Source organism: Sorangium sp. So ce295, assembly GCF_051527405.1.
In the GTDB taxonomy this organism is placed as follows: Bacteria; Myxococcota_A; Polyangia; order Polyangiales; family Polyangiaceae; genus Sorangium; species Sorangium cellulosum_B.
The window spans coordinates 9249645-9270739 of sequence record NZ_CP150324.1 but is presented as its reverse complement, the minus strand read 5'-3'; the positions used below and the strand labels follow the sequence as shown (position 1 = coordinate 9270739).

The 21095-nt window shown below is 72.9% G+C and carries 17 protein-coding genes and 1 tRNA gene; 9 read left to right on the top strand and 9 right to left on the bottom strand.

The features are described from left to right. Window positions 1-33: 33 nt before the first annotated feature. On the bottom strand, window positions 34-1629 hold the full coding sequence (locus WMF11_RS35155; protein ID WP_437973830.1) for a hypothetical protein: 1596 nt from the start codon (window positions 1627-1629) through the stop codon (window positions 34-36). Window positions 1630-1646: 17 nt separating this feature from the next. Then, complete coding sequence (locus tag WMF11_RS35150; RefSeq protein WP_437973829.1) at window positions 1647-2735, bottom strand: PEGA domain-containing protein; 1089 nt, start codon at window positions 2733-2735, stop codon at window positions 1647-1649. Between the two features lie 224 nt (window positions 2736-2959). On the opposite strand from WMF11_RS35150, the gene WMF11_RS35145 reads away from it, so the two are divergent. Together WMF11_RS35145 and WMF11_RS35140 are read left to right on the top strand one after the other, a co-directional pair. Further along, on the top strand, window positions 2960-4072 hold the full coding sequence (locus tag WMF11_RS35145) for an RNA polymerase sigma factor (RefSeq protein WP_437973828.1): 1113 nt from the start codon (window positions 2960-2962) through the stop codon (window positions 4070-4072). 485 nt (window positions 4073-4557) lie between these two features. After that, on the top strand, window positions 4558-6867 hold the full coding sequence (locus WMF11_RS35140; protein ID WP_437973827.1) for a hypothetical protein: 2310 nt from the start codon (window positions 4558-4560) through the stop codon (window positions 6865-6867). Window positions 6868-6899: 32 nt separating this feature from the next. Here the strand turns inward: WMF11_RS35140 and WMF11_RS35135 are convergent, their stop codons facing one another. The 4 genes from WMF11_RS35135 to WMF11_RS35120 form a co-directional block, all read right to left on the bottom strand. After that, window positions 6900-7199 carry a helix-turn-helix transcriptional regulator gene (locus WMF11_RS35135; RefSeq protein ID WP_437903616.1) on the bottom strand — a complete coding sequence of 100 codons (300 nt, stop codon included), beginning with the start codon at window positions 7197-7199 and terminating at the stop codon, window positions 6900-6902. A 108-nt stretch (window positions 7200-7307) separates the two neighbouring features. Then, the gene (locus tag WMF11_RS35130; protein ID WP_437973826.1) at window positions 7308-7985 is read right to left on the bottom strand and encodes a hypothetical protein; all 678 of its coding nucleotides are present in this window, start codon (window positions 7983-7985) and stop codon (window positions 7308-7310) included. Continuing rightward, window positions 7982-8917, bottom strand: a complete 936-nt coding sequence (locus tag WMF11_RS35125; protein WP_437973825.1) for a PEGA domain-containing protein — start codon at window positions 8915-8917, stop codon at window positions 7982-7984. The genes WMF11_RS35130 and WMF11_RS35125 overlap by 4 nt, the downstream gene beginning before the upstream one ends. A 15-nt stretch (window positions 8918-8932) precedes the next feature. After that, window positions 8933-10420, bottom strand: a complete 1488-nt coding sequence (locus tag WMF11_RS35120) for a serine/threonine-protein kinase (protein ID WP_437973824.1) — start codon at window positions 10418-10420, stop codon at window positions 8933-8935. Between the two features lie 448 nt (window positions 10421-10868). On the opposite strand from WMF11_RS35120, the gene WMF11_RS35115 reads away from it, so the two are divergent. The 3 genes from WMF11_RS35115 to WMF11_RS35105 are packed head-to-tail and all read left to right on the top strand — an operon-like array spanning window position 10869 to window position 14238. Further along, window positions 10869-11519 carry an Isoquinoline 1-oxidoreductase subunit gene (locus WMF11_RS35115; protein WP_437903612.1) on the top strand — a complete coding sequence of 217 codons (651 nt, stop codon included), beginning with the start codon at window positions 10869-10871 and terminating at the stop codon, window positions 11517-11519. Next, on the top strand, window positions 11516-11974 hold the full coding sequence (locus WMF11_RS35110) for a (2Fe-2S)-binding protein (protein WP_437294175.1): 459 nt from the start codon (window positions 11516-11518) through the stop codon (window positions 11972-11974). Before WMF11_RS35115 ends, WMF11_RS35110 begins: the two co-directional genes overlap by 4 nt. 2 nt (window positions 11975-11976) lie before the next feature. Further along, window positions 11977-14238: a molybdopterin cofactor-binding domain-containing protein gene (locus tag WMF11_RS35105; protein WP_437973823.1), complete on the top strand. Its 2262-nt coding sequence runs from the start codon at window positions 11977-11979 to the stop codon at window positions 14236-14238. Window positions 14239-14429: 191 nt separating this feature from the next. Here the strand turns inward: WMF11_RS35105 and WMF11_RS35100 are convergent, their stop codons facing one another. Then, window positions 14430-15059, bottom strand: a complete 630-nt coding sequence (locus WMF11_RS35100) for a hypothetical protein (RefSeq protein ID WP_437973822.1) — start codon at window positions 15057-15059, stop codon at window positions 14430-14432. Here WMF11_RS35100 and WMF11_RS35095 point away from each other — a divergent pair. The 3 genes from WMF11_RS35095 to WMF11_RS35085 are packed head-to-tail and all read left to right on the top strand — an operon-like array spanning window position 15058 to window position 17735. Beyond that, a complete protein-coding gene (locus tag WMF11_RS35095) occupies window positions 15058-15750 on the top strand; it encodes a DUF969 domain-containing protein (RefSeq protein ID WP_437973821.1) in 693 nt (230 codons plus the stop codon). The genes WMF11_RS35100 and WMF11_RS35095 overlap by 2 nt on opposite strands. Then, a complete protein-coding gene (locus tag WMF11_RS35090) occupies window positions 15747-16703 on the top strand; it encodes a DUF979 domain-containing protein (RefSeq protein WP_437973820.1) in 957 nt (318 codons plus the stop codon). The genes WMF11_RS35095 and WMF11_RS35090 overlap by 4 nt, the downstream gene beginning before the upstream one ends. A gap of 12 nt (window positions 16704-16715) precedes the next feature. After that, the gene (locus WMF11_RS35085; RefSeq protein WP_437973819.1) at window positions 16716-17735 is read left to right on the top strand and encodes a DUF2891 domain-containing protein; all 1020 of its coding nucleotides are present in this window, start codon (window positions 16716-16718) and stop codon (window positions 17733-17735) included. A 60-nt stretch (window positions 17736-17795) separates the two neighbouring features. Here WMF11_RS35085 and WMF11_RS35080 read toward each other — a convergent pair. Together WMF11_RS35080 and WMF11_RS35075 are read right to left on the bottom strand one after the other, a co-directional pair. Continuing rightward, a tRNA-Gly gene (locus WMF11_RS35080) sits at window positions 17796-17870 on the bottom strand. Window positions 17871-18115: 245 nt separating this feature from the next. Next, the gene (locus tag WMF11_RS35075) at window positions 18116-19741 is read right to left on the bottom strand and encodes a sigma 54-interacting transcriptional regulator (protein ID WP_437973818.1); all 1626 of its coding nucleotides are present in this window, start codon (window positions 19739-19741) and stop codon (window positions 18116-18118) included. Window positions 19742-19892: 151 nt separating this feature from the next. Here WMF11_RS35075 and WMF11_RS35070 point away from each other — a divergent pair, with 151 nt between their 5' ends. Further along, a complete protein-coding gene (locus tag WMF11_RS35070) occupies window positions 19893-21065 on the top strand; it encodes a cytochrome P450 (RefSeq protein WP_437973817.1) in 1173 nt (390 codons plus the stop codon). Window positions 21066-21095: the final 30 nt, after the last annotated feature.

The following is a 21095-nucleotide window of genomic DNA, read 5'->3' as shown; positions in this document are numbered from 1 at the left end:
TCCCTCGATGTGACGCGGCGTGCTCCCTGCCCTTCAGCGGGGCGGCTCAGGATCGGGCGCACCGAACTGAACGTAGGGCAACGAGTGGCCCGCCTCTCCCTCGCCCACAGGGTCATCGGGCGCCGCGTTGCCGCCGGACCCGCCCTTGCCGGCGCCTCCAGGCTGGAGCTGGGCGTCCAGGCCGATGCCCACGAAGGCGCCGAAGGATGCGACGCCGTAGGACGGGCCCCCGAGGCCGCCGCCGGCATCGCCCCCGCGACCGCCGTTGCCTCCCCAGCCGCCTTCGCAGGCGGGCCACAGATCGGCAAACGGATGCTTCCCACCGTGGCCGCCTGCAGCGCCTCGACCTCCCCATTGGCCGGTTCCGCCTACACCACCCATGCCGCCGTTGCCCGCGGTCACGGTGGTCGCCTCGAGCGTCACCGAGCTCCCCTGCAGCGCGACAACGCCGATGCTCGCCCCGCCATAGTCGCCGCCCTTGCCTCCGAGGCCACCGCAGCCGCCGCTCCCGCCCGAGCCGCCGGCCGCGCCGCCCTGAGGCCTGCCTGCTCGGCAGGCCACCATATCGCCTCGCCCCTTGCTGCCGCCCCCGCCGCCGCCCCCGTGGCCGACGCCGCCCCTCTCCCCGTCCTGACCGCGAATGCCAACCCATCCGTCTTCGGTGAGGTAGCCCATGCCCACCGCGCCGCCAGCGCGACCGGCGTCGGCGCCGTCGGGGCCATCTTTTCCTTCGTCACATCTCGTGAGGGCACCCGCTCCGGTGCCTCCAAGACCCGTCTTCTCTTCGTCGTGGTTCGCCGCCGGCCTCGGTTCCCCCGGCGCGCCATCGCCCCCCGCGTCGAGCCCGCCGTCGCCCCCGTAGCCTCCGGTGGACTCGGCGCCGTCGTCGCACGCCGTCACGACCGGGAGAGCGCCCGTCGGGGAGTCCTCCGTGCAGGCGAGCGCGCCGTCGTTCCCCGGCACGCCGTCCGCTGCCCGCTCGCTGTCCGCGTCCTTCCCCGGCTCCCCGTCCTCGCCGTCGCCCGCGACGATCGTGCTCGATCGCACGATCGCCCCGGCCCCCGCGCTCAAGATCATGGCGATCGACGACCTGCCATCGCTCGCGGAGGCGTCCGCTGCCACGACGCGCACGCCGTAGATCACCGACGTCGCGCCCTCGTCCCCCACGACCCGCAGCGGGATCCCCGAAGGCGGGGCGATGATCGTCGGATGGTTGGCGCCATCGAACGACCACCCGCCGTCATCGCAGCCACGGCCGCCCCAGAGGTGGATCCCCGAGACCAGCGTGACCTCTTCCTCGAACGTCTCGCCGCACGCATAGACGTGGCGCAAGCCCCGCGCTTGCGCCTCCACGATCGCGGCTTGCAGCGAGCCGAGCGGCTCGACCCGCGTGCCCGCGCGCGCGCCCTCCGCTGGAGCGCTGGCGCTGACGAACACCCCGCACTCGTCCATTACGGGCCCCATGCCCGGCTCGTTCACCTCGCACGGCGACGGCGGGGGGGCGAGGCACATCCGCTCCTCACCGCAGTCCTCTGCGTACGTGCAGCCGGAGAGCCCTCCCGCGCCGCTCGTCGAGAAGGCGGCGACGGCGCAGAGCCGCCGCACGTGTCGTCCCTGGAGAAAGTGCATGTCCCTGGCTCCTCGGATCACCACACCCCGTGCGCCACGAGGCCGATCTGCCCCGGCGTTGCGGCTGGCGAGAACGCGACGCGGGCTCCCGTGGGCTCGGACTGCAGAAAGGAGAAATCCGTGAAGAACGAGGCGACCGTCATGGCGCCGACCACGCCGCTCGCCACCACCATCGCCGTGCCGAGGGCGGCGAACTGATCTCGCTCTCGCCGGAGGACCGCCAGCTCGTTGCACGCTGAAGGCGGCGACGGTTCGCGGCACGCCCACGGCGTGAACCCGAGCGCGTCCAGCGTGCTGTTGCGCTCCTTGAGATCGCCGTTGGATGCGCTCGCGCGGACCATGAACAGGGCGCCGAGGGAGGCCGTCGCCGTGGTCAGACCGATGCCGGCGATACGCGCCGGCCCGAGCCACGATGCCGCCGGCCCAGGGGCCTGCGGCTTGACCGGTTCGCTCTTCTTCGCGCCCGGAGCCGGCGCGCGCGCGGACGCGTCGGCCGCGCGCACGAGCTGCAGCGCCGCGCTGACCGTCTTCCCCGCATCGACCTCGACCCGCTGCGAGCCCTCCCCGTGCCCCGACAGCCGGGCCCGGAGCGTGTACGTGCCCGGCGCGACGAACAGCTCGTGGACCGTGGCGCCCGTGCCGACGGGCTCCCCGTCCAGGAGGATCTCGGCGTCGGGCGGGGAGGCAGCCACATAGATCCTGCCGACGTGCTCGATCGCCGTGTCGAACGCCCGCGTGAACCTGTCGAGGAGCGCGCGACTCAGCGCGGCGTCCTGCTCGAGGCTCTGCCCCAGGTGCGCGGCGGCCTCCCGGTGCTTGCCCTGCTCCAGCTCGCAAAGCCCGAGATAGCCGAGCACCTCGGCCCGCTGCACCGCGGTCATTCCGGCGGCGTCGGGCGCCGCCAGGACGGCTTCGAAGCTCGCTTCCGCCTCGGTCCACTTCCGTGCGCCGAAGGCAATCCGGGCCTTCTGGCGCGCCTTCATGGCTGCCGCGCTCTCGGTCGCCCGGGGCCCCGGCAGCGCAGGTGCTGCGCGCGCGAGCCCGATGCCGCTGCCCAGCACGCCGAGAAGGCAAATCCCGGACAGGGCCGAGCGCAAGAGCGTCATGCGGCCCACTTTATCAACGAGGCTGTCGGCCCAGCAAGCGCGTGTGGATATCGAGCGCTGCGCTTTTGCATGATAAATCCGACGTCGCCTGCGCAATGATTCCACGGAGCCGTGGCCTTCTCGTTATCCCCCTGCGGACGCACCTTCGCGCACCGTTCTTCGAGTTCGTCGTTGCACCGGTCGATTGGGTCACCTCTTTTCGCGCCTGAAGCATCTGGACGTGCATGGATGTGAACACCTCGGCGAGCCAGGCCGTCGCAGCCCCTGGTACGCTTGGTTCCGATCGCTTCCGCCGGCTCGCGCGCGCCATGCGCGTGCCGGCTCAGGACGTCGACGACGTACTCCAGGACGCGTGGCTTCGCATCCTGGAGAACCGCGCGCGCATCGGCCTGGCGAGGGACGCCGCGGCGTATGTAGACCAGCTCGTCAGAAACGTGGTGCGCCACAGCCGGCGGCGATCGCGCCGCCGGCACGAGGTGATCGCACCCCTCCAGGACGAGGATCCTACGGACGAGCGGCCGGGCCCGGAAGCCTCCTTGATCGCCCGCCAGCGGGCTTCCGTCCTCTGGTGCTTCATCGACAAGCTCGACGACGCACGTCGCATGGTCTTCATCGAGCACGAGCTCCTGGGCCGGACGCTCGCCGAGATCGCCGAGGCGCACGCGCTCCCCGAGAACACCGTCAAGTCACGGCTCGCTGCCGCCTGGGACAAGATCGAGCAGGAGGCAGGGCGCTGGCAGGCGGCGCAGCGCCGGCGCAGGCAGCCCGCGGTGCCGTGCTTCGTGCCCTTCTTCTCCGGTGCGTGGCTTCACGACGCCTTGCGCGGGCTTCGCCGGTTCAGGTTGCACGGGACGGCGGCGGCGGGGCTCGTGCTCGGGGCGGGCGCTGCCTGGCCCGGCCCAGCGGCTGGCTTTGCCGAAGCGCCCGTGCTCGCGGCCTCGGGGCGCGCGCAGCCCGTGCTCGCGATGCCGGCGGCGCCTGCTGACCAGCGCGGCGTGGGGCCGGGCCGACCCGACAGCGCGATCCGGCGAGAGGCCGTCACGGCCTCCACCGTGTCCGCCCATCAGGGCAGCACCACGGCGGCTTACGCGGTCTCGGCCGCGGGCAAGGTGTCGCCCCGGGCGCACCCCGGCGCGGCGCATGCTCGGATCGATCCGATGCTCGAGCGCGCGCGAGCGATGCTCGAGCTCGGGACCACCGAGGGACAGCTCTCGGCGTGCCGTCTCCTGCACGAGCACCGCGAGCGTCGTGGTCGCGGAGAGCACGCCGCGGAGCGCGACGCGCTCCTCCGGCAGGTTCGCTGCGAGCGCCACGGGTCGATCGGGGCGCAGAGGTGATCGCGTCGCGCGTGGGGTGGCGGGATGATGGGCCAGAGAGGGCGACTCTCGCGCGCCACGTCTCCCTGGTCGTGCCCGCGCCGCGCGGACGTGCGCGGGGCAGGCGCGCCACGGGGGCACGCCAGGCGGGCGCGGCGAGCAGCAGGAGCGCGTGCGCTCCGCAGGCGACGCCGATCAGCGTGCGCGGCTGGCGGAGCTCTGATTCTATTGAGGCCTCCGAGCTCGACGGGGCAGCCGATACCGCAGGAGCGCGGCGATGGGATTCAATGCATCTCTCATCGACCAACTTGCATCATCATCATACGCTGTTGCGCACCGGCCCCGTGCCCAGGGAGAGTCTGCGCGAACTCCGTCGGGCTCCGGCTGGCGAGCCCGGCCTCGCGAGGACCGCGGTCGCGATGATGGAGAGCCGTGCGCCGCACGAAAAGAGCGGGTTGTTCTTACGGCGATGAACAAACGCCGGGGGTATGGCACCTTAGCGGGTCATGCGAACGACTTCACGCATCGTCTCGTGTGTCCTCGTGATGGTCGGTTGCTCTGATCCCGGGCCGGGCGGCAGCTCCTCGGGAGAGGCAGGAGGCGGCGGCGCCCCTGGCGTGACGTCTGCCGGCGCGACCGGCGGCTCCGGCAGCGGCGGCGACCCCAGCGGCACCGGCGGCTCCGGCAGCGGCGGCGACCCCAGCGGCACCGGCGGCTCCGGCAGCGGCGGCGACCCCAGCGGCACCGGCGGCTCCGGCAGCGGCGGCGACCCCAGCGGCACCGGCGGCTCCGGCAGCGGTGGCGACCCCAGCGGCACCGGCGGCAGCGGCGGCAGCGGCGGCACCGGCGGCACCGGCGGCACCGCATCCCTTTCCCCCTGCGGTACGCCCACGACCTGGCGCAGTTCGCCCGAGGCGTTCCTCGATCTGGGACACACCCAGATTCTCCGCCGGCTCTTCGTCTCCGGGGATCGCGTCCTCGGCTGGGACCACGACCGCTGGATCCTGTGGGATACGGCGACCCGCGCCGCGATCGCCGACGGTAATGCGCCCGGCGGCTTCCGGGAGCTTCCATTTCCCCTTCCGGACGGCTCGTTTCCAGAGCTTCCGGGAGGCGTCGAGCTCCGAGCCGATCTCCTGGTCATCCAGACGGACCCGCAGCACGCGTTCGAGCTGCGCAATGCCGCCGACGGCTCCCTGCTGGCGGCCATCTCGGCCGAGTACGACGACGTGGGGCTAGCGACCGACGGGAGCTACGTCTGGGCCGCCCGCTCCCGCAACATCACCGTCTGGAGCCGCACCGGGGACGAGGTGCTGTCGGCCACGCTGGAGGTCTACGGCGAGTTCCATGCGGCCCCGGACGCGGTGCGCGTCGCGTCGAAATACCATCCGGATACGTCGGTCCAGGTCGTGCCGATCGACGGCTCGCCGCCGCACCTCACGCCCGCGTTCGCGGGCACCTTCCACGCATGGTCCAGGGACGGCGCGCGCTTCCTCACGACGGCCGGCAACACGGTGCGGGTGTACTCGAGGACCGGCGTCCACGAGAGCATCGTCAACCTGCCGCACATCGACAACCTCGCGGCAACGGGAGGCTATCTCTGGACTTACAATCCCCATATCTTGGGCAACCCGCTCACGATCTACCGGATCGGCGGAGGGAACGTCCCCGTGGCACAGTACGAATACCGCAGCGGCATGACCGTGGTGCCCTCCGAGCGCGCGATCGGCGTCTTCGGTACGGCTCCGACGAAGCTCGAGGTCTTCGATCTCGGCGGCTCCGAGATCACGCGAGCGGAGCACGAGGTGACGGTCTACCCGCCCACCGTGGCGCACATCGACGGAGGGCTTCGCTGGGCCATCGGTAGCTCCGGAGGCGTCATCTTGCAGAAGGGCACGGTGGCCGACCCTGACGCGACGGGGAAGCTCGGCTGCGGAGCGTCGAAGCTGGGCGGAGCGGCCTCCGGGCAGGTCGCCATCGCCACGCCCGCGGGGGCGATCTTCCTCTACGACACCGCCGACCTCGGCGCCGGTCCCACGGCGTCCGTTCCGTTGCTCAGCGCTGGCGTGCGGCTCTCGGCCGACGGGCGCGTGCTCGCCGCGCGCGCCACCGAGCGCGACTCGCACATCGAGAGCAGAGACCTCCGCATCTTCTCGCTGCCCGACGGCGCCGAGGTCGCCTCGTTCGACTCGGATGTCGCCCTCCTCGATTTCTCGCTGTCCGCGAGCGGGACGACGCTGGGCCGCACGTATCACCGCTCCAACGTTCTCGATGGCGATCGCCGCATCGTCAGCGACGTGAGCGGAGCGACGGTGATCTACGAGGACACCGGATCTCAACCGGTTCCGGTCATCTCCCCCGACGGCCGTCATTACCTCGTGACGGACGAGGCGACGGGAGACGGCTGCGGGTTCACCCAGTTCTACGAGGACGGGGTGCTCGTCAACGCGGTGCCCGGCTGCGCGGTCGGATGGCTCGACGATACCCGCGCGCTCGTCCAGACGTATACCCGCAATTTCTTGACCAACCGGTGGGAGCTTCAGGCGTCCACCCTCTACGACGAGCTGGGCAACGTGATCGCCACGCCGCCGCTGCCGCGCATCACCCTGGCCCCCAAGGACTACACGGTCGACTATGGCAAGCCGGCGTACGGCATGGTCCCCGTCTCGCCGACGGCCATCCACGCGCGGTACGAGCGCGCCATCTACGATATCAAGACCGGGGCGACCCTGGCGACCCTCCCCGAGGCCAGCGTCATCGCCGGCAGCTCCGTCGTGTACCCCTGCGGCAACGCGATCTGCGCCGCGCCTTACTGACAGCCTCCCTGCTCCCGACGCCCGGCGACGGATCACTTCTTCCGGTACGCGCCGGGCGTCGTCCCCGTGCGGCGCTTGAACGCCGTCGTGAGGTGCCCCTGATTGGAGAGCCCGCACGCCAGCGCGATCTCCGCGATGGACAGCCGCTCGTCCCGGAGCATGGCCATCGCCTTCTCGATGCGGCGTGACAGCACGTACTGATAGGGGGTCTGGTGATAGGCGTGCTTGAACAGGCGCGAGAAATGGTCCGGCGAGTAGCCCACCAGCCGTGCCAGGTCCACGAGCCCGAAGTTCGACGAGAGCTCGGCGGGACGCTGGCCGCGAGCCGGCACAGGAGCGAGAGCGGGGCCATATCGATCGCGACGGTCCCGTCGGCAAAGGTGCGCTTGAGCGACAGCCGCACCATGCCGTCCTGTTGCAGCTCGACGCGCGGGATCGAGCTAGTCGCCGGCCGCGCACGCCGGGGGAGGGCAGCGGCCTTCCAGGATGTCGCGGCACACCTTCTCGCGCGCCTTCTTGTCGACCGCGCCGAGCGCGGCGTAGATCTGCTGCGTGCTGCACCCGAGCGAGCCCTCGGCCATGAGCGGGCCGCACGCGTTGAACACCTCCGGCGCTGGCAAGGCCGCGCAGCGGGCCTCGCAGGCCGCGATGTCCGCGAGCTCTAGCGGGCATGTGGCCGCGTAGAGCGTGCACATCGCCTCGCACCGCCCGACGCACTCGGCGTCGCCCTCCGGGCCGAGCGGCCCGGCCGCGGTGCAGCCGGCGGGATCGCCGGTCTCCGCCGCGCGGCACCCGGCATACCCCTCGGGCGACGGCATCGCCTCGCAGACGGTGCAGCACGCCTCGACCGACGGGTACTGCGGCGTGAGCTCGCAGAGATCCATCGACCGGGCGCAGTGCGTCGAGCACGCGGCGATCTCACACGGGCCGGCCTCCTGCGTGGGCGGAACCCAGCTCTCCGGGCTCCCGTCGCCGGCGTCGCCCGCGGCGGCGCCGCTGTCGATACCGTCGCCCTCGGCCGAGGTGTCGCCGTCCTCGGCGTCGGGCAGCGGGGCGACGACCTGACACCCGGCGAGCCACGCGGCGAACGCGCAGGCGGCAGCGCGGCGGGCCCTCACAGCGTCCCCCGCATGCTGATGTAGCCCGGACCGACCGCCCAGGTGACGCTCGAGGCCGGGGCCTTCGAGCGCTCCAGGCCGAGGCTGATGCCGCCCACGGCCGCGCCGGCGATGGCAAGGCCGAACCCCACGTTCGAGACCCAACCCAGGGCGTTGGCGTCGCCTCGCGCATCTTCGGAGCAACCCGGGGCGCCCTGCCGGCAGGCCTCGGCGAGGTCGCTCCTCGCGCTCAGGTAGGCCGCGCCCACGCCGAGCCCCACCGCCAGCCCGGCGCCCGAGGCCACGAACCCGCCGATGGCCCACGGCGAGACGCCGTCCGGGCGGGGCTCGGGGGTGAGGGCGACGTCGAGCGCCGTGATCTCCCGCTCCGGGACGTAGACCCGCTGCCGGGCGCCGACGTAGCCGTCGGCCTCGACCTCGACCCAGTGGTTGCCGGGATCGATCAGGGCCCCCTCCGAGGAAGCCTTCACCTCCTGGCCGTCGATCCGGAGCTTGGCCCCGGCGGGGCTCGGCACGAGCCGCACCTTCAGCCGGGGGATGCGGTCGTCGAGCTCGTCGCGCAGGGCGTCGGCGCGGCGCCGCGCCTGCATGAACGGCCAGGGCTCCCCCGGGAGCGCGCGCGACGAGGCGATCGTGGCCGCGAGCTCGCGCGCCTCGCTGAGCCGGCCGATCGCGGCGAGCGCCTTCGCCACCTCGATGGAGGTCGAGGGCACGCGGACGAGCTGCTCGGCGCGCTGGTAGGCGCGGAGCGCTTCGGCGTACCTCCTCAGGATGAAGAGCTCGTCGCCCTGGTACACGAGCTCCCGGGCGTCGCGCCGCGCCTTCTCGTCGGCGGCGCCGGCGGCGGTGTCCGCCGCGTCGCCGGCGAGCGCCGGCGGCGCCGCGAGGATCAGGCTGGTGATCACCATCAGCGTGCTGGGCCGGGGGCGCATGGGTCTCCTCTCCTGTCAGAAGCCGAGATCGCGGCGCCAGCGCGTGCGCGTCGCGACCGTCTTGACCGGCGTCGCGGACGGCGCGGCGAGCGCCGCCGGCAGGGCGCTCGGGGCGCCAGACACGGCCGTCACCCTGGCGTCGGCGGTCGCCCGGGTCGCAGGCTGCGCCGTGGCTGCAGGCTGCGCCGTGGCCGCAGGCTGCGTCGTGGCCGCAGCCCGTGCCTCGGCCTGGTGCGGCCTGGCGTCGTCCTGCGCCGTGGCCGCCGCTCGCGCCTCGACCTGCGGCGCCGTGGCCGCGGCCCGCGCCTCGGGCAGCGGGCCCCTCGTCTCGCACTGGGCCGCGGGCTCGACGGCGGCGGGGGCGGCGCGCCCGGGCGCTCCGCTGGCAACCATCGCGAGCGACGCGGTCTGCGCTGCCGGCGCGGTCCGGGTGACGCCGGAGGCGACACCGGATGCCCCCGCCCACGCCAGGGTGCTGAGGCCCATCACGGCACCCGCCGCCAGGGCCCAGGTGCGCGTCCGCGCCCGCTGCCGAGGCGAGCTTCCGCCCACGCCCAGCGTGCCGAACGGCAGGAGCGTCGTCACGAGGGACGAGAAGCCTTCGCCCGAGCCGAGGGACTCGCGCGCGGGCATGAGCTCGGTCTGGGCGGGCCGCGCGGCGCGCGGGGCGGCGACGGCGGCGTCCAGCGCCTCGAGGACGGCGCGGGCGCTCCGGGCGCGGCGCGCCGGGTCGGGCTCGAGCAGCGAGAGGACCCAGGCGTCGATCGCGGGCGGCACCTCCGGGGCGAGCCGGGACGGCGGCGGGGGCGGCCCGCGGTCGATCGCCACGGCCACCGCGGCGACGGTGGCGCCGCCGAAGGGGATCTGCCCGGTCAAGCAGAAGTAGGCCACGACGCCGAGGGCCCAGAGATCGCTGTGCGGTCCGACCCGCGCGCCGCCCGCCATCTGCTCGGGCGACATGAAGTGCGGCGTCCCCAGGATGGCGCCCGTGACGGTGAGCCGCTCGGCCTCGTCGAGGGTGTTCTTGGCGATGCCGAAGTCGAGCACCTTCACGAAGGGCTCCCCCTCGCCCTCCACGAGGAAGATGTTCTCGGGCTTGATGTCGCGGTGAACGATCCCCGCCTCGTGCGCCCTGGCCAGCGCGGCGCAGAGCTGGCGGAGGATGGAGACGGTCTCCTCGAGCGAGAGCCGCCGGCGGCGCTCGACCAGATCTTGCAGCGTCTGCCCCTCCAGGTGCTCCATCACGATGTAGGGGACCCCCTGGTCGGTGAAGCTCACATCGAACACGCGCACCACGTGCGGGCTCTGGATGCGGGCCGCGGCCTCGGCCTCCCGGTGGAGGCGCACGACGGCCAGCGGGTGGTCCATGTACATGTCGCGAAGGAACTTCACCGCGACATGGGTCCTGAGCGCGACGTGCTCGGCGAGCCAGACGCTCCCCATCCCTCCCTGGCCGAGCGCGCGGATGAGCCGGAGCTGGGAGCCCACCTGCATTCCGGGCATCGGCCCGCGCTCCGAGCTCGACGCGGTGTGGCAGCCTGCCTCAGCTGGGGCGATCAGGCAGGGCGATGGCTGGGTGGCCTCGCCTATTCCTAGCGTCTTGCTCATGCCGGAGCTGGCTTGCACGCCGCGAGCCATCGCTCCGGCGGAGGGGTTACCAGGACATGCGCCAGCGTCGGGGTGTCGCGTCGTGGCGTGGAGCCGCGCTGCGTGGCGCCCTCGTGACAGTTCGCTACAGGCGCGGCAGCGGCTGCGCTGTGCGCGCTGTCGACACCGGCTCACGGACGTTTCACGGCCGCCGTCATCGCGCGCTCCACGCGCCGCCCTGTCGCCGGAAACCGTGACGTAACGCGGGCTTCGCTGTCGGGGGACGCGACGGGGGACGCCCCGAGGGCGCAGGTCGAATCGGGGCTTGTCGTCCGTGCGCCGAGTCACCAGGGTAGGCCGGGCGATGCAGCCTCTCCTCCTCTGGTCCCTGCTGGCTGGCGTCGGCCTCCTCGCCGCGGCGTGCGACTCGCGTCCCGCGGAGGCGCCCAGGCCGGTCGTTCTTCCGCCCGTCGCTCCGGGCGAGCTCCGCAGTCCGGAGGCGTTCGTGGCGATCCGGGACGACGACGCGCGCGCTGCCTCGCTCTTCCTGGAGGCGAGCAAGGTGCTGCTCCACCCGCGCTGCGTGAACTGCCACCCTCACGATGGCGTCCCGCGCCAGGGCGACGCCGGCGAGCGCCACAGCCCGCCGGCCGAGCGCGGTCCGAGCGATCGCGGGGTGGCGGCGATGGAGTGCACGTCGTGCCATCAGGCGCAGAACCTCGAGCTCGCTCGTGTCCCCGGGGCGCCGGGCTGGCACCTCGCGCCGGCGGAGATGGCGTGGCTCGGGCGGTCGCCGGCGGCGATCTGCGCGCAGATCAAGGATCCGGCGCGCAACGGCAAGAAGACGCTCGCGCAGATCGTCGAGCACTCCAACCGCGACGAGCTCGTGGCGTGGGGGTGGGCGCCCGGCCACGGCCGCACGAAGGCGCCCGGCTCGCAGGCGGCCTTCGGCGCGCTCGTCGACGCGTGGGTGAAGGCGGGCGCGGCGTGCCCGCCCGAGGAGTCCCGACCATGATCATCCTGAAGGTGAACGGCGCGGAGCAGAAGCTCGACGTGGACCCGGACATGCCGCTCCTCTGGGTGCTGCGCGACGTGCTCGGCCTCACGGGGACGAAGTACGGCTGCGGCCAGGCGCTCTGCGGGGCGTGCGTCGTGCACCTCGACGGCGAGACGGTGCGCGCCTGCGTGACGCCTGTGAAGCGCGCCGCGGGCGGCTCGGTGACGACGATCGAGGGGCTCAGCCCCACCGGCGATCACCCGCTCCAGCGCGCGTGGGTGGAGCTCGGCGTCCCGCAGTGCGGCTTCTGCCAGGCGGGGCAGATCATGAGCGCGGCCGCGCTCCTGCGGAAGAACCCGCGGCCCTCGAACGACGATATCGACCGATCGCTCGCCGGCAACATCTGCCGGTGCGGCACGTACACGCGCATCCGCGCGGCGGTCCGCAAGGCTGCCGGCCTTCCCACGGAGTGAAGATGGAACAGCAACGCGTCGTCCTCCTCCGCCGCTCCTTCCTCGCGGGGCTCGGGCTCGCGGTGGGCGGGCTCGCGCTCGGGGTCGCCGAGGCCGCGCCGCCCGCGCAGCCTACGCCCAGCGTCCCCAAGGCGGAGCCCGGGCTCCGGACCGGGGTGTTCCTCCACATCGCGCCCGACGGGACGGTGTCGATCGTCTCCCACCGGTCCGAGATGGGGCAGGGGATCCGCAGCTCGCTGCCGGTCCTCGTCGCCGACGAGCTCGGCGCGGACATGGCGCGGGTCAAGATCGTGCAAGCCGACGGTGACAAGGTCTACGGCGATCAGAACACCGACGGCTCGCGCAGCGTGCGCGGCGGCTACGAGCCGATGCGGCGCGTCGGCGCGACAGCGCGCGCGATGCTCGTCGCGGCCGCCGCCAGGAAGTGGCGCGTCCCCGCCGCGGAGTGCGTCGCCCAGCAGCACGCGGTCCACCACGCGAAGTCGGAGCGCTCGCTGGACTTCCGCGAGCTCGTGGCCGACGCGGCGAAGCTCCCGGTGCCCGACGCGGAGACGGTCGCGCTCCGCCCCGCCTCGGAGCTCAAGCGCGTCGGCGGCCTGCTCCCGCTGCTCGAAGGCCCGGCCATCGTCACGGGCGCGGCCCAGTTCGGCGCGGACGTGCGCCTGCCCGGCATGCTCACCGCGGTCATCGCGCACCCGCCGGTCGTTGGGGGCAGGGTCGTGCGGTACGACGGGGCGCGCGCGCTGGCGGTCCCGGGCGTGAAGAAGCTCGTGGAGCTGCCGGCGCCGAAGGGCGTCGGGGTGGGGTTCCAGCCGCTCGGGGGCGTGGCGGTCGTGGCGGACACGACGTGGGCCGCGATGCGCGGCCGCGCGGCGCTGCAGATCACATGGGATCACGGCGAGAACGCGTCGTACGACTCGGCGAGCTACCGCGAGGCGCTCTCGCGCGCGGTGCGCGCGCCGGGCAAGGTCGTGCGGAAGGTCGGCGATGTCGACGCGGCGCTCAAGGCCGCGGCGCGCACGGTCGAGGCCGAGTACTACGTGCCTCACCTCGCGCATGTGGCCATGGAGCCGCCCTCGGCGGTGGCGAAGGTCGACGCGGGCGGCTGCGAGGTGTGGGCGCCGACGCAGAACCCGCAGGCGGCGCGGACCGAGGTGGCGCGGGCGCTCGGCGTCGACGAGGCCAAGGTCACCGTGCACGTGACGTTCCTCGGCGGCGGCTTCGGCCGGAAGTCCAAGCCCGACTACGTGGCCGAGGCGGCGCTGCTAGCGCGCGAGCTGGGCGCGCCGGTGCGCGTGCAGTGGACCCGCGAGGACGACGTGCAGAGCGGCTACTTCCACAGCGTCAGCGCGCAGCACCTCACGGCGGGGCTCGACGCGGGCGGCAAGGTGACGGCGTGGCTGCACCGGACGGCGTTCCCGCCGATCCCGTCGACGTTCGACGCGAAGGTGAAGACCCCGAGCGAGAACGAGCTCGGCCTCGGCGTGCTCGATCTCGCGCTCGCGGCCCCGAACGTCCGCGCCGAGGCGTGCGACGCGCCGGCGCACGTCCGGATCGGGTGGCTCCGGTCGGTCTGCAACATCTTCCACGCCTTCGCGGTGCAGAGCTTCATCGACGAGATCGCGCACGCGCGGCAGGCGGATCCGCGCGAGGTGCTTCTCGAGGTGCTCGGCCCTGCCCGGAAGGCGACGCCCGCCGAGCTGGGGGTCGACAAGGTCCCGAACTACGGGGCCTCGATAGAGCAGCACCCGGTCGACGTCGGCCGCCTCCGGCACGTCATCGAGCGGGTGACGGAGATCTCGGGGTGGGACGCCGCGCGCAAGGCGGGCCGCGCGCTGGGCCTCGCCGCGCACCGGAGCTTCCTCACGTACGTGGCGGTCGTCGCCGCGGTCTCGAAGGACGCGCTCGGCAAGGTGAAGGTCGACGAGGTGTGGCTCGTCGCGGACCCCGGCACGGTCATCAACCTGGACCGCGTGCGCGCGCAGATGGAAGGCGCGGTGGTCTTCGGGATGAGCATCGCGCTCCACGGCGCCATCACGATGAAGGGCGGCGCGGTCGAACAGACGAACTTCCGCGACTACCCGGTGGTGCGGAGCCCGGAGGTGCCGGCGCGGATCCACGTGGAGATCGTGAAGAGCGACGCCCCGCCCGGCGGGGTCGGGGAGCCCGGAGTACCGCCGGTGGCGCCCGCGATCGCCAACGCGGTGTTCGCCTTGACGAAGACGCGCGCCCGGGAGCTCCCGCTGCGGCGCCTGGGGCTGTGACTCACGTCCACGTGCTCGCCCTCCGCGACGTTCACGGTCGTCAAGAAGTGTAGTCTCTCTCCGGCGTCGAGCTCCAGATCGGAACAATCATCGAGGCCGCAGTTCAGCTTTACCTGACCGTTCTCTCCACGTTCAGCGGAGAGGGCAATGCCCCGCGTCAGGGTCGTGGGGTTACTGGACCGAACGTGGGGTCATTGGAGAGTGGCTCCTCCGGCGCGCTGCCGGTCGAGCTGGCGCCTCAGCTCTTCGACCGCGTCGATGCAGACCCTCGGATTCAGGGGCGCGCCGGGGGCCGTCAAGTGCTTCGACAAGAACTCGACTGAATCGGCCACGCTGCTGCAGGGGCGGAATGGGATGCGCGTGTTGGCCATCAGCATGAGGCCGGTCGCCAGGCTGTGTATGGCAGACGCGAAGAAGCCTTGCCCTTCGAACGCGACCGATACGGCGCTCACCGCCGTGGGGTGCTCCTTGAAGGCGCGGACGAGGCTCATTCGGATCTCAGGCGGCGGGAGCGGGGTGTGCGGCTCGATGACGGCGAGATGAGCGACGCCCGATCCGAAGCGCGAGATGCCTGCCTTCATTTCTCGATAGAACACGTCGGTCGCGTGGGCATTGCTCCCGCGCCAGACGGCGATCTGGAGACGATCCAGCCAGCCGAGCGCACAGACCTCGCTGACGACACAAACTTCGAAGGTCATGGCAGATCGACGATAACCGGCCTGCTCTCCTGGGAGCAAGACCCGGTTGCGCCAGGGTGGCCGGTGTGGATGGATTCGCCGCCCGCGTGCGACGTTGCCCGCGAACAAAGGGGGAAGAAGCATGCTCACGTTCCTCGGGGTCGCGGTCGTGGTCGTCGGCTTCGTGGCCCGGATCCATCCGCTCCTGGTCGTCGCGGCGGCCGCCATCGTGACCAGCCTCTCCGCTGGGATGGGTCTCGTCGAAGGGATCTCCGTCCTGGGCAAGGCGTTCAACGAGAACCGTTATGTGAGCCTTGTCTGGCTCGTCCTGCCGGTCATCGGCCTCCTCGAGCGCTCGGGCCTCCAGGAGCGGGCGCGCGCGCTGATCTCGCGGGTGAAGACGGCCACGACCGGGCGCATCCTGCTCGTGTACTTCGCGGTGCGACAGCTCAGCGCGGCGCTCGGCCTGACCTCGCTCGGCGGCCACGCGCAGATGGTCCGCCCGCTGATCGCGCCCATGGCCGAGGCGGTGGCGGAGAACCGGTATGGACCGCTGCCGGACAGGACGCGCTGGCTGATCCGCGCCTCGGCGGCGGCGGCCGACAACGTGGCGCTGTTCTTCGGAGAGGACATCTTCCTCGCCATCGCGTCCATCCTGCTGATCAAGGCGTTCCTCGAGCAGAACGGCATCTTCGTGGAGCCGCTCCAGCTGTCGGTCTGGGCCATCCCCACGGCGGTCCTGGCGCTCCTGATCCATGGGACTCGGCTCCTCCTGCTCGACCGGCGGCTGCACCGCGACCTCACCCGCGCGGACGCGGGGAAGGCGGCCGAATGATCACGCTCGATGTCGTCTACGTCGTGGGAGGGCTGTTCTTCGCGGCGTCGGCCGTCCTGAGCGCGGTCGACCGCGAGAACTCGAGGCGATGGAAGAACACCCTGTTCTGGGGTCTCCTCGCGATGAGCTTCCTCTTCGGCTCGCGCCTCGGGGATCTCGGCAACGGGGTGCTCGTGATATCGCTCGTGCTCCTCGCGGGCGTCAGGGGCCTGGGCCAGGGGCGCCCCGCCACCACGACACCCGAGGAGCGGCGCGCCAGCGCCGAGCGGCGCGGCGACCTCCTCTTCGTCCCGGCGCTGATCATCCCGGCGACCGCCCTCCTGGGCGCGCTGGTCCTCAAGCGGATCGAGATCCGCGGCGCGCACTTGCTCGACCCGAAGCAGGCGACGCTGATCTCGCTCGCCCTCGGCGTGGTGCTGGCGCTCGGGGTCTCCGTGGCGTGGTTGCGCCCGCCCCTGCTCGCGCCCTTGCAGGAAGGCCGGCGCCTGCTCGACATCGTGGGCTGGGCGGCGATCTTGCCCCAGCTGCTGGCCGCGCTCGGGGTCGTGTTCGCGGTCGCGGGCGTGGGGGACGTGGTCGGCGAGCTGGCCGGGAGCGCGCTCCCGAGCGGCGGCCGCCTCGCCGCGGTGGCCGCCTATACCGTGGGCATGGCGATGTTCACGGTGATCATGGGGAACGCCTTCGCGGCGTTTCCCGTCATGACGGCGGCCGTGGGGCTCCCCCTGATCGTGCGCCGGCTCGGCGGCGACCCGGCGATCATGAGCGCCATCGGCATGCTGTCCGGCTTCTGCGGGACGCTGATGACCCCCATGGCCGCGAACTTCAACATCGTTCCAGCGGCCCTGCTCGGATTGCCCGATCGCGACGGCGTGATCAAGGTCCAGCTCCCCACCGCGCTGCTCCTGCTGATCGGGAACACGCTCCTCATGTACCTGCTCGCCTTCCGGCGCTGAGGTCGCCATCGCATGACGCACGCCCTGACACCGGACATCGCCTCGCATTTCGCCGCCATCGCGCTCGGGCACGTGACGCGGGAGTATCCGAACAAGCTCGATCACGTCATGGCCGGCCCCGAGGACGTGAAGGGCCCGCGCCACCTTCACCCCATCTTCCACGGCAGCTTCGACTGGCACTCATGCGTTCATGGCCACTGGCTCCTCGCGCGGATCCACCGCCTCTTCCCCGGCGTGCCCGGCGCCGCGCCGGTCCGCGGGCTGCTCGACGCGCAGCTCACGGGCGAGAAGGTCGCCGGCGAGCTGGCCTATCTGCAGCGGCCGTCGAGCCGCGGCTTCGAGAGGCCTTATGGGTGGGCGTGGCTGCTGATGCTGGCGGCCGAGCTCTCGCGGTACGAGACCGAGGAGGGGCGGCGCTGGTCGGCCGCGCTGGCCCCGCTCGGCGACGCGTTCGCCGGCCGGCTCCTCGAGTACCTGCCCAGGGCCACGTATCCGGTCCGCGCCGGCGCGCACACGAACAGCGCCTTCGCGCTGGCGCTCGCGCAGGAGTACGCCGCCGTGAAGCGCGACGAGCGGCTGTCGCTGCGCTGCGCCGAGGCCGCGCGCGCCTGGTACGGCCGCGACGCGGACTGCCAGGCGTGGGAGCCCTCGCAGGACGATTTCCTCTCGCCCGCCCTCGTGGAGGCCGAGTGCATGCGCCGGGCCCTGCCCGGACCGGAGTTCCGCGGCTGGTTCGCGCGGTTCCTCCCGCGGGCGGCGCGCGGCGAGCCAGCGACCCTGTTCGAGCCCGCGACGGTCAGCGATCGCAGCGACGGCAAGATCGCCCACCTCGACGGGCTCAACCTGAGCCGCGCCTGGTGCTGGCGGTCGCTCGCCGCGGCGCTGCGAGAAGGGGACGCGGTCCGCGCCCGCGCCCTCGACGCGGCGGAGCGGCACCTCGACGCCAGCCTGCCGCACGTCGCCGGCGATTACATGGGCGAGCACTGGCTGGCGAGCTTCGCCCTCCTCGCGCTGGGCGAGGACTTTGAGTGACGCTCCACAAGCGCCGCGGAGCGGTGCTCAGCGGCGGCCGGTGTTGCAGCGTCTATGTCGTGGAGCGGGAGACGGGATTTGAACCCGCGACGTCAACCTTGGCAAGGTTGCACTCTACCACTGAGTTACTCCCGCAAACGGCGGTCCCCACGCTCAGGAAACCACTCTCGTGCGGCGCGATCAGCAACGAGGCTGAGCGCGCCGGGACCTCCGAGGAGGTCGTTTCCGTCGATGGGCGCGGAGGAGTACCAACCGACGTCGCCCTAGTCAAGCACCGATGTGCTGGTCGTGCAGCTTCTCAGGAACGGAGAGCTGGGCCCCATGGTTTTCCGGGTTCCGGCATCGGCGGGGCCCGGCCGTCGCCGACACATGGCACCTCTCTACCCTGCGCCGCGGGCGTACCTCCTGAGCTTCCGGTAGAGCGTCGACGCGCCGATCCCGAGCTCCGCGGCGGCGCGGGCCTGGTTGCCGCCGTGCCGCTCGAGCGCTGCGAGGATCGCTCGCCGCTCGACGCCCTCCAGCGTCCGCGCGGCCGGCTCCTCGACCCCGCCGCCGGCTGGCGCGGCGCCGCGGACGTCGTCCGGCAGGTCGTCCAGAGCGGCCACGCCCCCCCGCGCCAGGGCGACCGCGTGCTCCACGGCGTTCTCGAGCTCGCGCACGTTGCCGGGCCACCCGTGGCGCTCCAGCGCGCCTTCGGCCTCCGGCGTGAAGCCCGCGACGGGGCGATCGAGCCGTCGCGACGCCGCCGCGAGCAGCGCCCGAGCGAGCGGCAGGACGTCCTCCCGGCGCTCGCGGAGCGGCGGCAGGCGGATCTCGATGACCCGCAGCCGATAGTAGAGATCCCGCCGGAAGCGGCCCGCCGCGGCGTCGGCCGCGAGATCGCGGTTCGTCGCCGCGAGGATCCGGGCGTCGACGGGGCGGCTCGTGTTCTCGCCGACGCGGCGCACCTGCCGCTCCTGGAGCGCGCGGAGGAGCTTCGCCTGCACCCCGGGCGGGGCCTCGCCGACCTCGTCGAGCAGCAGCGTGCCCCCGCGCGCCGCCTCGAACAGCCCGGCGCGGTCGTGGGTCGCGCCGGTGAACGAGCCGCGCGCGTGCCCGAAGAGCTCGCTCTCCAGCAGCGTCTCGGTGATCGCCGCGCAGTTGACCGCGACGAACGGGCCCGCGGCGCGCGCCGACGCGCCGTGGATGAGCCGCGCCACCCGCTCTTTCCCGGCGCCGCTCTCGCCCGTGAGCAGGATCGTCGAGTCCACCGGCGCGACCCGCCGCGCGCGGTCGAGGGCCCGCTGCATCGCCGGGCTCTCCGCGACGAGCGGGGTCGCCGGCTCGCCCCATGGCGCGGCCAAGGGCAGGGCGCTCGACTTCGCGTGGAGCGCCCGCCCCATCGCCCTCCGAGGCGGCGCGGCCTCGCGGACCGACGGGTCGAGCACGCTCTCGCGGAAGAACGGCAGGTGCTCCTCGAGCGCGCCGCCCCACGCGGCGCGCGTCCGGCCCTGGAAGTGGCAGACGTCGTCGCCCCGGGCGATGCACCGATCCTCGATGACGTAGACCGCCTCGCCCGTCGCCCGGGTCATGTAGCCGCTCGCGATGCCGGCGAGCATCCAGCAGACCGGCTCGTCCGCGCGGCCGAGGTGCAGGAGGTGCTGTTCGGCCTCGTACGACGAGAGCAGCGTGGCGCCGCGCGAGGCGAGGGGCGTCGTGTCCCCGGGCGCGAGCCGGATGAAGCCCTGCAGCGTGTGGAGCAGGGCCCCCGCGCCGTGCAGCTCGGCCTCGCTGTCCCAGGGGAGCCGGGACACCATCGCCTCCGCCATCCGGGCCCCGTGCTCGACGCCGAAGCGCGTGAGCACGGCGCGCGCCCCCGCGAACCCCGCGAGCCGGACGAGCTCCTCGCGCAGCGTCCCGAGCGCCCCGGCGTCGAGGATGACCGCGCGCTCCCCGGCGAAGCGGACGACGCCGCCGCGCGCGTCGACGTCGAGCAGCTTCCGGATGTCGAGATCGGCTGCGCGCATGGGACGACCTTATCAAGGTGACAGGCGTGACCGGTCACCCTGACCGGCGGGCTCGCGAGGCGCCACGGACGCGCCGCGGATCTCCCGTGGAAACGGCCTCTCCCGCGCGGGCCCGGCGTGTGCTCGGGGCCATCGCGGGAGGTCTCTTCGCATGAGCGAGCGCGTGGACATCATGACACCCGCCTTCCGGGCGGATCCTTATACGCCGTACGCGGCGATGCGCCGCGAGGCGCCGGTCTGCCAGGTGGATCCTGGCGGCATGTGGGCGGTGAGCCGGTACGCCGATGTCGCGACGGTCCTCCGGAGCCCGGAGCGGTTCTCGTCCCAGGGGTTCCGGGCCGCATGGCAGCCGGCGTGGGTGGGGCACAACCCGCTCGCGAGCTCGATCCTGGCCATGGACGGCCCGGATCACGCGCGGCTCCGCGGCCTGGTGAGCCGGGCGTTCGGGGCGCCGGCGATCGCGCGCATCGAGCAGCGGGCCCGGGATCTGTGCGAGCGGCTCGCGGGCCGCCTCGACGGCGAGGTCGACTTCATCGCCGCGGCCGCGGCGCCGCTGCCGGCCTTCGTGATCAGCGAGCTGCTCGGCCTGGATCACGCGCTCGAGCCGCACTTCAAGCGGTGGATGGACGATCTCCTGTCCGTGACGCCCGAGCCGGCGAGCGCCGAGCACGCCGCCCGCGTCCGCGCCACGATCGCGGAGCTCGACCGGTACATGGCCGACGTCATTGCGGCCCGCAGGCGATCGCCGTCCGACGACCTCGTGAGCGAGCTCGCCCGCGCCGGCGAGCTCCTCGGCGACCGCGAGATCATCGATCTGCTCGTCAGCATCCTTGGCGGCGGCCTCGAGACAACGACCCACTTCCTCGGCAGCTCGATGCTCCTGCTCGCGGAGCGTCCCGCGGAGCTCGAGCGGCTGCGCGCCTCGCCGCAGCTCATCCCGAGGTTCATCGAGGAGATGATGCGTTATGACGGCCCGACCCAGTCCGTCCCCCGGCTCACGACGTCGGACGTCGCGCTGGCCGGCGTGACGATCCCCGCGGGCTCGCTCGTGCTGGCCCTTGTCGGCTCGGCGAACCGCGACGAGCAGCGCTTCACGGATCCCGATCGGTTCGATCTGCACCGCGGCCAGCCGAGCCTGACCTTCGGGCACGGCGCGCACTTCTGCCTTGGCGCGGCGCTGGCCCGGATGGAGGCGAAGGTCGCGCTCGAGGTGCTGCTCCCGAGGATCGGCGAGGTGACCCGCGCGCCGGGCGAGATCCCCTACAACCGCACGCTCACCGTGCGTGGCCCCGTGTCGCTCCCGCTCCGCTTCAGGCCGGCCTGAGATCCGAACAAATTGAGGGGATTTGTCACG

Coding starts and splice junctions, on each gene's coding strand:
- WMF11_RS35095 (WP_437973821.1), top strand. CDS start 15,058: ATGCTCACGTTCCTCGGGGTCGCGGTCGTGGTCGTCGGCTTCGTGGCC.
- WMF11_RS35120 (WP_437973824.1), bottom strand. CDS start 10,420: ATGCCCGGAATGCAGGTGGGCTCCCAGCTCCGGCTCATCCGCGCGCTC.
- WMF11_RS35090 (WP_437973820.1), top strand. CDS start 15,747: ATGATCACGCTCGATGTCGTCTACGTCGTGGGAGGGCTGTTCTTCGCG.
- WMF11_RS35155 (WP_437973830.1), bottom strand. CDS start 1,629: ATGCACTTTCTCCAGGGACGACACGTGCGGCGGCTCTGCGCCGTCGCC.
- WMF11_RS35100 (WP_437973822.1), bottom strand. CDS start 15,059: ATGCTTCTTCCCCCTTTGTTCGCGGGCAACGTCGCACGCGGGCGGCGA.
- WMF11_RS35125 (WP_437973825.1), bottom strand. CDS start 8,917: ATGCGCCCCCGGCCCAGCACGCTGATGGTGATCACCAGCCTGATCCTC.
- WMF11_RS35075 (WP_437973818.1), bottom strand. CDS start 19,741: ATGCGCGCAGCCGATCTCGACATCCGGAAGCTGCTCGACGTCGACGCG.
- WMF11_RS35145 (WP_437973828.1), top strand. CDS start 2,960: ATGGATGTGAACACCTCGGCGAGCCAGGCCGTCGCAGCCCCTGGTACG.
- WMF11_RS35105 (WP_437973823.1), top strand. CDS start 11,977: ATGGAACAGCAACGCGTCGTCCTCCTCCGCCGCTCCTTCCTCGCGGGG.
- WMF11_RS35110 (WP_437294175.1), top strand. CDS start 11,516: ATGATCATCCTGAAGGTGAACGGCGCGGAGCAGAAGCTCGACGTGGAC.
- WMF11_RS35150 (WP_437973829.1), bottom strand. CDS start 2,735: ATGACGCTCTTGCGCTCGGCCCTGTCCGGGATTTGCCTTCTCGGCGTG.
- WMF11_RS35085 (WP_437973819.1), top strand. CDS start 16,716: ATGACGCACGCCCTGACACCGGACATCGCCTCGCATTTCGCCGCCATC.
- WMF11_RS35070 (WP_437973817.1), top strand. CDS start 19,893: ATGAGCGAGCGCGTGGACATCATGACACCCGCCTTCCGGGCGGATCCT.
- WMF11_RS35140 (WP_437973827.1), top strand. CDS start 4,558: ATGCGAACGACTTCACGCATCGTCTCGTGTGTCCTCGTGATGGTCGGT.
- WMF11_RS35115 (WP_437903612.1), top strand. CDS start 10,869: ATGCAGCCTCTCCTCCTCTGGTCCCTGCTGGCTGGCGTCGGCCTCCTC.